11 protein-coding genes are annotated in these 13,568 nt (G+C 71.1%); 1 reads left to right on the top strand and 10 read right to left on the bottom strand.

All coding sequences use genetic code 11. The features are described 5' to 3' along the window. Positions 1–20: 20 nt before the first annotated feature. The 7 genes from ACP6CK_RS13085 to ACP6CK_RS13055 form a co-directional block, all read right to left on the bottom strand. Entirely contained in the window at positions 21–923 is a 903-nt protein-coding gene (locus ACP6CK_RS13085) for an MBL fold metallo-hydrolase (protein WP_426959441.1), read from the bottom strand. After that, on the bottom strand, positions 920–2,932 hold the full coding sequence (locus tag ACP6CK_RS13080) for an FAD-dependent oxidoreductase (RefSeq protein ID WP_426959439.1): 2,013 nt from the start codon (positions 2,930–2,932) through the stop codon (positions 920–922). The genes ACP6CK_RS13085 and ACP6CK_RS13080 overlap by 4 nt, the downstream gene beginning before the upstream one ends. A gap of 35 nt (positions 2,933–2,967) precedes the next feature. Next, positions 2,968–3,834 (bottom strand): tripartite tricarboxylate transporter substrate-binding protein, encoded by an 867-nt coding sequence (locus ACP6CK_RS13075; protein ID WP_426959438.1) that lies wholly within the window; start codon positions 3,832–3,834, stop codon positions 2,968–2,970. A 262-nt stretch (positions 3,835–4,096) separates the two neighbouring features. Then, complete coding sequence (locus tag ACP6CK_RS13070; protein ID WP_426959437.1) at positions 4,097–5,530, bottom strand: chlorohydrolase family protein; 1,434 nt, start codon at positions 5,528–5,530, stop codon at positions 4,097–4,099. 84 nt (positions 5,531–5,614) lie between these two features. Then, the gene (locus tag ACP6CK_RS13065; RefSeq protein ID WP_426959436.1) at positions 5,615–7,273 is read right to left on the bottom strand and encodes a thiamine pyrophosphate-binding protein; all 1,659 of its coding nucleotides are present in this window, start codon (positions 7,271–7,273) and stop codon (positions 5,615–5,617) included. Between the two features lie 9 nt (positions 7,274–7,282). Continuing rightward, positions 7,283–8,260: a Bug family tripartite tricarboxylate transporter substrate binding protein gene (locus ACP6CK_RS13060; RefSeq protein ID WP_426959435.1), complete on the bottom strand. Its 978-nt coding sequence runs from the start codon at positions 8,258–8,260 to the stop codon at positions 7,283–7,285. Positions 8,261–8,284: 24 nt separating this feature from the next. Next, positions 8,285–9,091 (bottom strand): aminotransferase class IV, encoded by an 807-nt coding sequence (locus ACP6CK_RS13055; RefSeq protein ID WP_426959434.1) that lies wholly within the window; start codon positions 9,089–9,091, stop codon positions 8,285–8,287. 4 nt (positions 9,092–9,095) lie between these two features. On the opposite strand from ACP6CK_RS13055, the gene ACP6CK_RS13050 reads away from it, so the two are divergent. Continuing rightward, positions 9,096–9,344: a hypothetical protein gene (locus ACP6CK_RS13050; protein ID WP_426959432.1), complete on the top strand. Its 249-nt coding sequence runs from the start codon at positions 9,096–9,098 to the stop codon at positions 9,342–9,344. 160 nt (positions 9,345–9,504) lie between these two features. Here ACP6CK_RS13050 and ACP6CK_RS13045 read toward each other — a convergent pair whose 3' ends face one another. Genes ACP6CK_RS13045 through ACP6CK_RS13035 form a run of 3 tightly spaced genes read right to left on the bottom strand, consistent with a single transcriptional unit; the run spans position 9,505 to position 13,502 of the window. Continuing rightward, the gene (locus ACP6CK_RS13045) at positions 9,505–9,741 is read right to left on the bottom strand and encodes a hypothetical protein (RefSeq protein ID WP_426959431.1); all 237 of its coding nucleotides are present in this window, start codon (positions 9,739–9,741) and stop codon (positions 9,505–9,507) included. Positions 9,742–9,753: 12 nt separating this feature from the next. Then, entirely contained in the window at positions 9,754–11,856 is a 2,103-nt protein-coding gene (locus ACP6CK_RS13040) for a hydantoinase/oxoprolinase family protein (protein ID WP_426959430.1), read from the bottom strand. After that, complete coding sequence (locus tag ACP6CK_RS13035) at positions 11,853–13,502, bottom strand: hydantoinase B/oxoprolinase family protein (RefSeq protein ID WP_426959429.1); 1,650 nt, start codon at positions 13,500–13,502, stop codon at positions 11,853–11,855. Before ACP6CK_RS13035 ends, ACP6CK_RS13040 begins: the two co-directional genes overlap by 4 nt. Positions 13,503–13,568: the final 66 nt, after the last annotated feature.

Genomic DNA, 13,568 nt, shown 5'->3' with positions numbered 1-13,568 from the left:
GGACCTGCCGCCAGATCGAACTAGCCGGCCGGATTGGTCCACAGGGCCGGGGCGAACTCGTATCCCGATCCGTTGCGCAGGATGTAGCCCGTGGCGGGGAAGGGAGCATGATAGAAGGACACACGCATCTTGTCCGCCGCGGCCTGATCCAGGATGCGCCGGCGCGTGGCGATCGTCTGCTCCGGGTCCATGTCGAACATCGCCTGCCAGTCGGGATGGCGGGCGAAGATGAGCGGGTTGTTGGTGATGTCGGCGACGAACATCATCGACTCGTTGCCGGAGCCGATGGTGAAGGCCGTCATGCCGGGGGTGTGCCCGTTCGCCTGGATGGCGGTGAAGCCGGGCAGAACCTCGTCGCCCCAGCCGAAGCGGCGCACGGAGCCCGCGTCTGGGCCGAAGGCCTGGCGCACGAGGCCGAAATTCGGCTTCAGTCCCTCCGGTGCGACGGCCATGCGGGCATCGTCCATCCAGAAGGCCCATTCCGGCTCGGGCACCGCGATCTCGGCCTTCGGGTAGACCGGCGTGCCGTCCTTGCGACGCAGGCCGGCGATGTGGTCCCCGTGGAAGTGGCTGATGAGAACGGTCGACACCTCCTCCGGCGCGATGCCGGCGGCGGCGAGGTTGGACAGGGTCCGGCCGGTGCCGGGGGGGCCGCCCTCGCCGAAGCCGGTATCAATCAGGACGACGCCGTTGCCGGTCCGGATGGCCAGCGGCGTGAAGGTCAGGGTGAGCTTGTCGCGTGGCATGCCGAGCGCGGCGAAGGCCTCGCCCACCTCCTCGTCGCTGGCGTTGCGCACGAAGCCCGCGGGGCGATCCCGGACGACCACGCCGTCATGCAGGGCCACCACCTCGAACGCGCCGATGCGGAAGCGGTAGAAGCCGGGGGCCTGTGACGTGCTGCCTGATGTCTGGGCATCGCTCATGCTGCCAACTCCTTTCCGTTTCCCGGGGCGCCCGCACCGGGGCGGGTCTGGTCCGTCGTTGCGGCACCTACCATCAGGCGCCGTGCCGCCGCAATCGCATCGGACAGCGCGTCGGACAGGCGCCGCGGCGCGACGGCATCGCCGATCGTGATCGTCCTGATGCCGTGTGCGCGCAGCTCCTCGGCCATCGCGCCGAGCGGCTGTTGCGCGCCGGTCAGGACCAGCGCGGCGGCCCCGATGCGTTCTTCCCGGCCGGAGAGGCGATCCAGCAGAATCACGGCGCCCCCGTCGATGCGGAGGGGCTCGCGGTTCGTGAGCCAAGTGGCACCGAGCCGGTCGAGCTCGCGCAGGGCGAAGATGCGGGATACGGTCGAGAGTGCGCGCAGCGGCTCGAAGAAGCGGGTGACGAGGAGCACGCGATGCCCGGCCGCGGCGATCCCCTCCGCGACGGCGCTCGTCCAGTTCGCGCCGTCGGCGTCGTGTAGGATGACGGGGCGCGTGGGATCGGGTGGTGGCAGCGTCCCGGGGATGTCGCTGATCAGGGGCAGTGAGCCGTCCGAAGCCAGCGAGAAGGCGTTGCCGCCCGCACCGGTCGCGAGAAGGACCGCGTCGGGCCGTTCGGCGCGGATCAGGTCCGCGGTGGCGTGGTGGCCGGTCCGGATCGCAACGCCGGCGTCGGCGGCGCGCGCCACGAGGTGGTCGGCGAAGGCGCCGAGTTCGGCCTGGTGCGGCAGGCCGGCGGTCTCGCGCAGCTTGCCGCCGAGTTTGGCGGCGCTTTCCCAAAGCGCCACCCGCGCGCCGGCTTCGGCCAGGGTGCAGGCCGCTTCCAGACCCGCGGGGCCGCCACCTACGACGATCACGCGTGGTCCGGCGCCCGCCGCCGGGGCCGGTGGCGCACCCAAGGTCGGGTTCACGACGCAGCGCAGCCGGTCGCCATTCGTGATGGCGGACCAGCACTCGTTGCAGGCGATGCAAGGGCGGATGGCGGAGAGATGGCCGCGCCGCGCCTTGGCTGGCCATTCCGCATCGGCGGTCAGCGCCCGTGACAGGCCGATCATGTCGGCAGCCCCGGATTCCAGGAGCGCCTCCGCGGTGTCCGGGTGTCCGATGCGGCCGCTGGTGATCAGCGGCAGGCTGTGGGCGTGCGGCCGCACGCCGGCGTGAAGAGCGGTGAAGGCGGCGGGCGGAAGATGCCGGTCGGGCAGGTGCATCTCGATCGAGGCGAAGGTGCCCTGGCTGAGGGAAAGGTAGTCCACCGCGCCCGTCGACGAGACCACGGCGGCGATGCGGCGGCCATCCTCGGCGGTCAGCCCGCCGGGGACGAATTCATCGAGGCCGAGGCGATAGCCGACGACCATGTCGGGTCCGGCGCTGGATCGCACGGCCTCGATCACGCGCAGGGCGAAGCGGAGCCGGTTCTCGAAGCTGCCGCCATAGACGTCGTCGCGCCGGTTGCTGAGGGGCGAGGCGAATTGCTGGAGGAGGTAGCCCTGGGCGCCGTGGATTTCCACGCCGGCGAACCCGGCCTCCCGCGCATTCGCGGCGGAGAGGGCGAAGGAGGCGATCACCTCCTCGATCTCGTCCGAGCTCATCGGATGGGGCACGCCGCCGCTATAGGGGCAGGCGATGGCGGAAGGGCCCCAGAGCAGCGGCGCCGTCCGCACCGTGTGGTGCTGGCGCCCACCATGGATGAGTTGCGCGATCAGCAAGGCCCCGTGCTGCTGGACGCCGGTGGCAAAGCGCGAGAGGGCCGGGATGGCCTCGCGGTCGAACAGCGCGACGAGGCGGTCGCCGCGCGTGCTGGCGGCATGCACCGCGAAGCCTTCGGTCACGATGCTGCCGGCCCCGCCGCGCGCCAGGCTGGCGTAGTAGGCGGTCATCGCGTCGGTCGGCCGGCTCCGCTCCGCCATGGCGCTGTTCGTCGGCAGCCGCATGATCCGGTTGGCGGCCTCCCGCGGGCCGAGGCGCAGGGGCGAGAAGAGGCGGGGAAAGGGGGTATCGGACGGCATGGGCTCTCTCGCGGGATCGGGCCGGGTGGCAGACGCTATTCCAGCGCGATGCCGTTCGTCCGGATCAGGTCGGAGCGGATGCGCGTCTCGGAGGCGATGAAGCGCTGGAACTCGGCCGGCGGCATCCGCATGGGACGTCCGCCGAAGCCAGCCATCCGCTCGACATAAGCGGGGTCCTGCATCGCGGAATCGATGTCGCGGGCCAACCGCGCGACCACGTCCTCCGGTGTGCGGGCGGGGGCGAAGATGCCGAACCAACCCTCCGCCTCGTAGCCGGGCAGGCCACTTTCCGCGACGGTCGGCACGTTCGGGAGCAGCGCCATGCGCTGGCGGCCGGTGGTCGCGATGGCCTTCAACTGGCCGGACTGGAGGAAGGGCAGCGCCGTGTTCACGTCGCCCGTCATGAACTGCACGCGCCCGCCCACCACGTCCGTGACGGCGGGCACGGCGCCGCGATAGGGAACGTGGACCACGTCGATCCCGGCCATGGCGCGCAGCAGCTCGCTCGCCATGTGCGGCGGGCCTCCGATCCCGGAGGAGGCGAAGTTGATCGTGCCGGGCGCGCGCTTCGCGGCCGCGATCAGCTCGGCGATCGTGTTCGGCGCGAAGGACGGGTGGGCGAAGACGACATAGGGAAGAGCGGCGGCCGGCGCCACGGGCACGAGGTCAGTGGCGGGACGATAGGGCAGGCGTTCCTGCTGCGGGTCCACCGCGACGTTGTTCGACCCCGCCAGAACCACCGTATAGCCGTCCGGCGCCGAGGACGCCGTCGCAGCAACGCCCACGGCCCCAGCCGCGCCGGCGCGATTGTCGACAATGACCGATTGGCCGAGACGACGCGCGAGGCCCTCGGCCAGTTGCCGGCCGATGAGGTCAGTGGCCCCGCCGGGCGGGTAAGGCACGATGAGCCGGACCGGGCCTGTCGGGTAAGCCTGTGCTCGAGCCGGCCGCGGAAGAAGCGCGGCCGCGGCCATGACCAAGGACGCGCCGAGAAGCGTCCGGCGTCCGAACGCTCCAGTCCGCGCGGAACCTGAGAAATCCCGCATCGCTACATCCTCCCTTGTCATCTCCGGCGGATGGTGTCCGCTTCTCTTTGGCGCGCCCGGACAGCTAACACCGGCGCGCCGCAACTGTCTACAATCGATGCGCCGAGTTGGTGCTCGCCTAAGCGCGGAAGGCCGCGAAGGAGGACGGGCTGAGCGTCTCCACGTCGCGGCCCGCCCAGTCGCAGTGGACCATGCCGTCCCACATGGCCTGCGCCGCTTCCTGCACGCCACGCCCCAGCGCCACGGGGTCGAAGCCGGGCACCACGCGGTCCCGCATGACATAGGCGCCATCGATGACGACGTCCCGCAGGTCCTCGGCCTGGGCGGAGTAGACGATGTTGCGCACGGGATCGCGCAGCGGCGTCATGTGGACGCTCTCCCCGTCCCAGATCAGCAGGTCGGCCATGGCACCGGGCGCGATGCGGCCGAGGTCGTCGCGGCCCAGAGCCTTCGCGCCGGCCACCGTCGCGGCGTTGAACACGTCGGCGGCGGTCGCGACCTCCGTCCGGCGATCCACGATCTTGCTCACCACCGCCGTCCAGCGCATCGCCTCGATCATGCTCTGCGGGCAGGTATCGGTCGCCAGAGTCATGTTGACGCCGCGCGCGAGGTACTTGGAAAAGCTCTCCATCGCGATGCCGCGGCGCGCGAAGACCCAGACCGCGTGCGCGACGTTGGTGCCGGTGTCCGCCAGGATGCCGATGTCGTCGGCCTGGTAGTTCGCCCAGCTGCTCTCGCCGGGGATGATGCAGTGGCCGAGAATGACGTCGGGGCCGAGGAAGCCGATGCTCCGCAGCCACTCGATGGGCGTGCAGGCGTTGCGGCGCGTCATCTCCTGGAACTCGATGACGGACTGCGAGGTGTGCAGCGCCAGGGGGACGCGCATCTCCGTCGCCGCGGCGCGGGAACGGCGGAGCAGCGCCTCGGAGCAGGTGTCCACCTGGGTCGGCGTGAGAAATCCGCGGGTGCGGCCGTTGTGGCGGCCGTCCACCCGCTCGATAAAGTCCACGGCTTTCTGGAAGGCGCCCATCCCGTCATCCGGATACCACTCGTAATCCACGCGGCGGCCATTCGCGGTGAACCAGCGACCGGAGCGATAGACCTCCCCGACATAGGCGCGCAGGCCGGCGCGGCCGCACTCCTCCACCACCCAGTCGCCGTGGCCGCCGATCTCCATCACCGTCGTCGTGCCGGTCATCAGGAGTTCCGGGACGGAGTAGGAGACGCAGGCGCGCCGCGCCGTGTCGCTGATCGCGCCGTCCCGGGCGGTCAGGAACTCGTAGAGGCCGGAGAGATAGAACTGCCGGGGGCCGCGATCCTCGACGAAGCTCTTGTCGAGGGGGGATTCGGTTAGGTGGACATGGGTATTGATGAAGCCCGGCGTGACCACGCGCGTCCCGGCGTCGATGACCGTGTCGCAGGGGCCGTCGAACTCGCGGCCGACATGGAGGATCCTGTTGCCCTCCCAGACCACCACGCCGTCCCGGAGGTGACGGTGCGCGCCGTCCTGCCAGGCGATGATATGCGCGGCGCGGAGCATGGTGCGGGCCAAGACGGCGTCTCCCGGATGTTGATCGGCCGGGAGCATAGTCGGGCACGGCCCGGTGCCGACAGGGCCCGGGCGGCAGAAGTCTCGTCAGGCCCGGCGGCGCCAGGCCGTGACCTGCTGGGCTGAGGCCCGGACATGTACCACCGCCGGACGCTCGCGCGGCGCCAGGGCGGCGTCCAGGACCGGGGCGATGTCGGCTTCCGTCGCGATGGTGTGCCCGTCCGCCCCGAAGGCGCGGGCCCAGGCGGCGAAATCGGGGTTCACCAGGTCCGCCGCCTCGGCGAAGGGCCGGCCGGGATAGCGGTTCGCGTGGTGCATCCCGATCGAGCCGTAAGTGCCGTTGTCGGCGATCAGGATGAGGGGCGCGACGCCGTGGCGCATGGCGGTGGCGATCTCGTTGCCCGTCATCAGCGCGCCGCCATCGCCCACGACGGCGACGGAGGTCCTGCCGGGATGGCGCAGCGCGCCAGCGACGGCCATCGGCACCGCCGCCCCCATGCCGCCCACCGCCGATCCGAGGAAAATGTTGGAGGTGCGGAAGGGCACGTAGCGGTGGACGAAGGAGGTGAAGTTCCCGGCATCGGTCGTGAGGATCGCGTCGCGCGGCAGCCGCTCCGCCAAGGCCACGCAGACGGCGGCGAAGTTCACGCCGTCGGGCGCCGGCTCCCAGCGCGGCGCCGTGAGGTCGCGGTGCAACCCGTGCAGCCGCGCGATCCACGCCGCCCGGTCCGGCGCGGCCTGCGGCGCGCGGCGAAGCAGTGCCTCCACCACCGTGTGCGGGTCGGCGGGGATGGCGAGGTCGGCGCGGAAGACGCGGTTGATCTCGGACGGATCGGGCCAGACGTGGACGAAGGGGACCTGCGGGTCCGGCGCGGCGGGGAAGCTGTAGGACTGGCTGACCACGTCGGTCATCCGCTCGCCCAGCGCGACGAGCAGGTCGGCTTCGCGCAGCGCATCCATCAGCGGCTTCTGCACGCGGTTGCCGATGTAGCCGCCGTGGTGGGGGTGATCGGCGTCGAAGAGGTGCGGGCGGCGATGGGTGGGGCAGACGGGCAGGCCCCAGGCCTCGGCCATCCGGCGCAGCGCGTCCAGGCGCTCGGGCGGGCCGTCCATCGCGCTGCCGACATAGACCACCGGCCGTTCCGCGGCCGCGAGGCGGGCGGCGAGTTCGTCCAGGGTGTCCGATGACGGCCCGGGCGTGGCGCGCAGTCGGGGCCGGGACAGCGGTACGTCCTCCGCCGGATCGTCCAGCACGTCCTCTGGCAGGATCACGGCCACGGGCCCGGGCGTGCCGCTCTCCGCGACGTGGAAGGCCCGCGCGATCGCCTCCGAGGCCTGGGAGGCGAGGTCCACGGGGATCACGGCCTTCGTCATGTCGGCCAGGAGCTTGCGGTAGTCCTGCTCCTGCAGCGCGCCGCGGCCTCGGTCACGCCGCTCGATGTCCCCCACCAGCAGGATCATCGGCACGGCGTCGTGGAAGGCGGTGTGCAGGCCGATCATGGCGTTGGACACGCCGGGCCCGCGCGAGACGAGGCAGACGCCCGCGCGACCATCCCGCATCCGGCCGTCCGCGCAGGCCATGTAGGCTGCGCCACCCTCGTGCCGGCAGACGATCAGGCGCAACGCCGGCACGTCCACCAGCGCGTCGGTCAGGCCGAGGAAGCTCTCCCCCGGCACGCAGTAGAGAAGGTCGGCGCCGTGCGCCGCGAGACTCTCCGCGACGAGGCGGCCGACGCTGCGGGTCATGAACAATCCCTATTCGGAAACGCGAATGCCGGCCTTGCGGATCACCTCGTCCCAGATGCGGCGCTCGGAGGCGATCTCCGCCTGGAAGGCGGCGGTGGAGGGATCGGATTGGTCGATCAGCCCTTCCGTCAGCCGCTGACGGACGGACGGCATCTCCAGCACCCGGCGCATCGTTCCGGACCAGAAGGCCACCCATTCCGGCGGCAGGCCCTTTGGTCCGGACAGGCCCCACCAGCTTCCGCCGACCATGCCGGGCAGCGTGTCCTTCATCAGTGGCACGTCGGGCAAGGTCGGGTGTGGCTCCGCGGTGGCGACGGCCAGCGGGCGCATGGCGCCGTTGCGGATGTGCTGAAGGGCTTCGGGGAGAAGGGCGAAATAGACGTCGAAGCGGCTGGCGATCAGGTCCAGCAGGGCCGGGGCGCCGCCGCGATAGGCGACGTATTCCAGGGTGATCCCCGCGAGCTGCGCCATGCGCGCGGCCATCAGGTGCGGGGAGGAGCCGGCGCCGCCATGGCCGCAGGTGGTGTTCGCACCGGGCCGCTTCGCATAGGCGATGAACTCCGCCATGGTCCGGAAGGGCGCGTCGGGACGCGCGACCAGCACCATCGCGCCGCGGCCGAGGCCGCCGATCGGCACCAGCTCCGTGTCCGGGTTGATCGGCATGGTCGCGCCCGGCAGCACCGGGGAGACGGCGAGGTTGAAGCCGGAGGCGACGGCCAGGACATGGCCATCGGGCGCCGAATTCGCAACGGTCTGAAGCCCCACGAAACCGCCCGCGCCGGTGCGGTTCTCCACCACCGCGTTGCGGCCGATGATCGGCGGCAGTTGCTGCGCCACGATGCGCGCCAGCGCGTCCACGCTGCCGCCGGCCGCGAAGCCGACCACCAGCCGCACGTCGCGATTCACCGTCTGCGCCCGCAGCGGGGCGGGCATGGCCAGCGAGGCCGGCAGGGCGGCGAGCAGGGCGCGGCGGGTCTGTCCGGTCATCGCGGGGGTCCTTGCGCGAGGGGTCTACTCGGCGGCGGCGCGGGTGCCGGCCGTGCCGTAGACGGGGGTGAGCCAGTGGCGGTACTGCGGAAGCAAGCCGCGGGCCGCCTCGAAGTAGAGGCGCTGCAGCTCCCGCGTCATCTCGCCGGGCTGGCCGGTGCCGACGTCGTAGTGATCCACCGAGTTGATCGGGAGCACCTCGGCACCGCTGCCGCAGAAGAAGGCCTCATCCGCGATGTAGAGCTCGGAGCGGTCCACCTCGCGCTCGATGACCTCCACGCCGAGCTCGTCGCGGGCGAGGCGCATGAGCGTGTCGCGCGTCACGCTTTCCAGGATGTCGGCCGTCACGGGCGGGGTGATCAGGGTGCCGTTGCGCACGATCATGATGCAGGCGCCCGGTCCTTCGGCCACCTTGCCGGCGTGGTTCAGCATCACGGGCGGGCCGAAGCCGTTCAGCCGCGCCTCGATGTAGGCGAGGCGGGAGTTGTGGTAGTTCGCGCCCGCCTTCACGCGGGACGGCGCGGTCAGGTCGGGGGAGCGGCGCCAGGTGGAGGTGCAGGACTTCACGCCGGCGGTGAAGCCCGGCTTCGTCGGCATGGAGAAGGCGAGGATGAACATCCCCGTCCGGATCTCCTCCGGCTTGTAGTCGGTCAGCTCGCCCTCCGCGAAATAGGCGACCGGGCGGAAATGGGTGCTGTCGCGGTAGCCGCAGGCGCGGATTAGATCGAGGCAAGCCGCCTCGATCTGGGCATCGTCATAGGGAATGCTCAGCTCTACCTCTTCCGCCACGCCGACCACATCTGGGTGGCTGCGCGATTCCGCCAAGATCATGCGGATGAGCATTCCCTATGACGATGCCCAGATCGAGGCAAGCCGCCTCGATCTGGGCATCGTCATAGGGAATGCTCATCCGCATGATCTTGGCGGAATCGCGCAGCCGCCGGATGTGGTCGGCGTGGCGGAAGAGGTAGAGCTCGCCATGCGCCTCGCTCCAATAGGCGCATGGCGAGCTCTACCTCTTCCGCCACGCCGTCCGGCGGCTGCGCGATTCCGCCAAGATCATGCGGATGAGCATTCCCTATGACGATGCCCAGATCGAGGCAAGCCGCCTCGATCTGGGCATCGTCATAGGGAATGCTCATCCGCATGATCTTGGCGGAATCGCGCAGCCGCCGGATGTGGTCGGCGTGGCGGAAGAGGTAGAGCTCGCCATGCGCCTATTGGAGCGAGGCGCATGGCGAGCTCTACCTCTTCCGCCACGCCGACCACATCCGCATGATCTTGGCGGAATCGCGCAGCCGCCGGATGTGGTCGGCGTGGCGGAAGAGGTAGAGCTCGCCATGCGCCTCGCTCCAATAGGCGCGCTCGCCCTCGAAGACGTTTTCGCCGCGCAGGACCGCCTCGGTCGAGACGTGGATCGTGCCCTCGGCCCAGGGGACAACCTTGCCGTCGAGCCAGAGGTGAGAGGCGGACTTCGCCATGGATGGGGCTCCTCAGTCGGCCGCGGCGTCGCTCTCGGCGGCGGCGTAGGCGGCGGGGTCGATGTCGATCAGGAGGTTGCCGTGGGTGTCGAGCTGGAAGCTCGCATCGGGGCCGACCACGACGGTGGATTCCCGCTCCTCCACCACGGCAGGGCCCTGGATGCGCTGGCCGGGACGGAGGCGGTAGCGGTCATAGACGGCACAGGGCGCCAGGCCCGTCGCGGCGAACCAGACGTCGCGGCGGCCCTTCAGCGCCGAGCCCTCGCCCCGCGCCGGCGCGGCGGAGGGGACGGCGGGGCGGGAGGAGGCGGCGTGCAGGCGCCAGCTCAGCAGCTCGATCGGCACGCCCTCGATGCGGCGGTCGAAGAGGCGCTGGTAAGCTTCGGCGAATGCGGCTTCCACCGAGGTGGCATCGAGCCCGTCCAATGGCACTGAGATTTCGAAGCCCTGGCCGAGGTATCGCATGTCGGCGGTACGACGGAAGGTGACGTCGCCCGGGGCAGCGCCGGCCTCTTCCAGCGCGGTGCGGGCTTCCGCTTCCATCGCGGCGAAGTCGGCGGCGATGCGCGTCCAGTCCACCGCGGCCAAGCGCTGCACGCCGCTGCGGACGAGGTCGAGGCCGGGCGCGGCGACGAGGAAGCCGAGCGCCGAGGCGACGCCCGCCCCCGCCGGCACGATGACGCGCGACAGCTTCAGCAGCTTCGCCAGCCCATAGGCGTGCACCGGACCCGCGCCGCCGAAGGCGAGCATGGCGTAGCGCCGGGGATCGCGCCCCTTCTCCGCCACGTACATGCGGGTGGCGGCGGCCATGTTCTCGTTGACGATGCTGTGGATGCCGGCGGCTGCTTCGAGCACCGTCAGCCCGAGGGGGCGGGCGAGGTGATCCTCCACCGCCCGTTCCACCGCGGCGCGATCGAGCGCCATCTCGCCGCCGAGGAAGTAGTCGGGCGAGAGATAGCCCAGCAGGAGGTCGGCGTCCGTCACGGTCGGGCGCTTTCCGCCGCGGGCGTAGCAGACGGGGCCGGGCACCGATCCTGCGCTCTCCGGGCCGACCGTCAGCAGGCCCATCTCGCTCGCCTGCGCGACGGAGCCGCCGCCGGCGCCGATCTCGATCAGATCGATCACCGGCACCTTCAGGGGCAGGCCGGAGCCCTTGCGGAAGCGCTTCACCCGTGCGGCCTCGAAGGTGGAGGCGTGCTCGGCCTCGCCGCCCTCGATGAGGCACATCTTCGCGGTGGTGCCGCCCATGTCGAAGGAGATCATGTCCTCGACGCCGGCGATGCGGCCGTGGTGCATGGCGGCGGTGGCGCCGGCCGCGGGGCCGGATTCGATCAGGTGCACGGGCTGCTGGCGCGCCATCCGGACCGTCGCGATACCGCCGCCCGAGAGCATGACGTGCAGCGGGCCGCCCAGGCCGCGCCGGACGAGCGCCGCCTCCAGCTCACCGAGGTAGCGGTCCATCAGCGGCTGGACATAGGCGTTCACGCAGGCGGTGTTGGCGCGCTCGTACTCCCGGATCTCCGGCGCGACGTCGGAGGAGAGGGTGACGGGAATGCCCGGCAGCTCCTCGGCCAGGATCTCGCCCGCGCGGCGCTCATGCGCCGGCGCGACATAGCTGTGCAGGAAGCAGACCGCGACCGCCTCTACGCCGGCCGCCTTCAGCTGGCGGGCGGCGTCGCGCAGCGCGGCCTCGTCCAGCGGGACCAGCTCCGCGCCCTGCGCGCTGCTGCGCTCCGGGACCGCCAGCCGGCGCGGGCGGGGCACGATCGGCTCCGCCTTCTCCAGGAAGAGGTCGTAGAGATCATAGCGCATCTCCTTGCCCATCTCGAGGCTGTCGCGGAAGCCCCGGGTGGTGATCAGGCCGACGCGCGCGCCCTTGCGCTCGATGACGGTGTTGGTGACGAGGGTGGTACCGTGCACGACGCCCCGCACGTCGGCGTAGCCCGCGCCGGCCTCGGCCAGGATGCGGTCCAGCCCTTCCAGGATCGCGCGGCCGGGATCGTCCGGCGTGGTCAGGCGCTTGCCATTCAGGACGCGCCCCTTCGCGTCGTCCACCAGCACGAAGTCGGTGAAGGTGCCGCCGACGTCGACGCCGATGCGGATCGGGCCACTCATGCTTCGACTCCGTAGTCGCGGCGCGCGCCCTCTGGCGTGATGTAGCCGTCCTCCAGGTCCCGGCGCACCGCCTCCGGGTCGCGCTCCGCGGCCGGGCCGTAGCCCCCGCCGCCGCCGAGATGCATCGTCAGCCGGTCGCCGGGCTGCAGCAGGGAGCGCGACTTCGGGTGCGGCCGCCGACCGTCCTGCAGCTGCACCAGGGCGGGGGCGCCGGGGGACGCGCCGCCCAGCCCCTCCGCCGGGTTCTCCATCCGGTCGGAGAGGAGGGAGAGGCGGACCGTCTCGTCCGTCACCACCTCCAGCTCGATCTCCTGGCCGAGGCCACCGCGGTACTTCCCGGGGCCGCCGCTGTCCGGCAGGAGGTCCTTGCGCCAGACGATAATCGGCGCGCTCGCCTCATAGGCCTCGATGCTGCCGGAGCCGGAATTGGTCGGGAAGGCGGTGGTGTTCAGCCCATCCCCGGAGGCCGAGGCGCCCATGCCGCCGGCGCCGAACAGCACCTGGCTGAACCGCGTCCCGTTCCGGTCGCGCCCCGTCGTGACGGGGCGCGGGCAGGGGGAGGCGCTGTCGGCGATCACCTTCTCCGGCACGATCTGGGACAGGCATTGGTAGATCGCGCCCGAGAGGAAGAGGCCGGTCAGGTGCCGCGCATTGCAGGGTGCGGGGTGCAGCGGGTTGAGGATGCTGCGCTCCGGCGCCGTGACGGTGACGGCGCGGTAGGAGCCCTCGTTGCGCGGCGTCAGCGGGTCGAGCGCGCATTTCAGCGGATAGACGGAATAGGCGTAGGTGTAGTTCATCGGCGAGTTCAGCCCGCGCGTGATCTGCGGGGAGGTGCCGGCGTAATCCACACTCAGCCGGTCGCCCTCGATCGTCACGGCGCACTCGATGCGGGTCTTCTCGTCCTCGTAGCCATCCGCATGGGTGACGCCGCGCCAGGTGCCGTCCGGCAGGGCGGCAATGGCCCGCCGCATCGCCGCATCTGCCCGCGCCTGGAGCGTGGCGGAGAGGGCGGTGAGGTCCGACAGGCCCGTGTCGTCCAGCAGCTCCTGCACTTGCCGGGCGCAGACGCGCTGCGCGTTCACCTGCGCGTAGATATCGCCCATCACCAGGTCCGATACCCGCACATTGCCGCGGATGAACCGGACGACGTCGCGGTTCTCCCGCCCCTCGATCAGGAACTTCGTGGGGTGGATGCGTAGCCCTTCCTCGTAGATCTCCTGACAGTCGGCGGACCAGGGCGCGCCGCCCATGTCCGGCATGTGCGAGGTGGCGCCGGAAAAGCCGACGAGCTTCCCCTTGTGGAAGATCGGCGCGGCCATGGTGATGTCCAGCAGGTGGCCGGTGCCCATCCAGGGGTCGTTGGTGATGAGGCAGTCGCCGGGCCGCAGCTCCTCCAGCGGGATGTCGGCCAGCATGTGCCGGAGCGTGCGCGGCAGCAGCCCGACGAAGGAGGGGATGCCGATCGAGTTCTCCGCGAGGCTGTCCCCGTTCGCGTCCATCAGCACGGTCGCGAAGTCATTCGATTCCCGGACGATGGTGGAGAAGGAGGTCCGCAGCAGCGCCGCCGCCGCCTCGTCCGCCACGGAGATCAGGCGGCTCCAGAGGATCTGCAGGGTCACCGGATCGAAGGTCGTGGGGGATGGCATCGGGGGCGGTCGCTCCATCGTCGGGACGATCTTCGGCGGGGGATGGCCCGGCCGGAAGCGGCGCCG

The organism is Muricoccus radiodurans (genome assembly GCF_050154705.1).
Classification (GTDB): Bacteria; Pseudomonadota; Alphaproteobacteria; order Acetobacterales; family Acetobacteraceae; genus Roseomonas; species Roseomonas radiodurans.
The sequence above is the reverse complement of the archived record's forward strand: the minus strand, read 5'-3'. Positions and strand labels throughout refer to the sequence as shown.

What these genes read in the sequence shown, in the direction of transcription:
- ACP6CK_RS13040 (WP_426959430.1), bottom strand. Translation starts at nt 11,856, where the DNA reads ATGAGTGGCCCGATCCGCATCGGCGTCGACGTCGGCGGCACCTTCACC.
- ACP6CK_RS13055 (WP_426959434.1), bottom strand. Translation starts at nt 9,091, where the DNA reads ATGATCTTGGCGGAATCGCGCAGCCACCCAGATGTGGTCGGCGTGGCG.
- ACP6CK_RS13060 (WP_426959435.1), bottom strand. Translation starts at nt 8,260, where the DNA reads ATGACCGGACAGACCCGCCGCGCCCTGCTCGCCGCCCTGCCGGCCTCG.
- ACP6CK_RS13045 (WP_426959431.1), bottom strand. Translation starts at nt 9,741, where the DNA reads ATGGCGAAGTCCGCCTCTCACCTCTGGCTCGACGGCAAGGTTGTCCCC.
- ACP6CK_RS13035 (WP_426959429.1), bottom strand. Translation starts at nt 13,502, where the DNA reads ATGCCATCCCCCACGACCTTCGATCCGGTGACCCTGCAGATCCTCTGG.
- ACP6CK_RS13080 (WP_426959439.1), bottom strand. Translation starts at nt 2,932, where the DNA reads ATGCCGTCCGATACCCCCTTTCCCCGCCTCTTCTCGCCCCTGCGCCTC.
- ACP6CK_RS13050 (WP_426959432.1), top strand. Translation starts at nt 9,096, where the DNA reads ATGAGCATTCCCTATGACGATGCCCAGATCGAGGCAAGCCGCCTCGAT.
- ACP6CK_RS13085 (WP_426959441.1), bottom strand. Translation starts at nt 923, where the DNA reads ATGAGCGATGCCCAGACATCAGGCAGCACGTCACAGGCCCCCGGCTTC.
- ACP6CK_RS13065 (WP_426959436.1), bottom strand. Translation starts at nt 7,273, where the DNA reads ATGACCCGCAGCGTCGGCCGCCTCGTCGCGGAGAGTCTCGCGGCGCAC.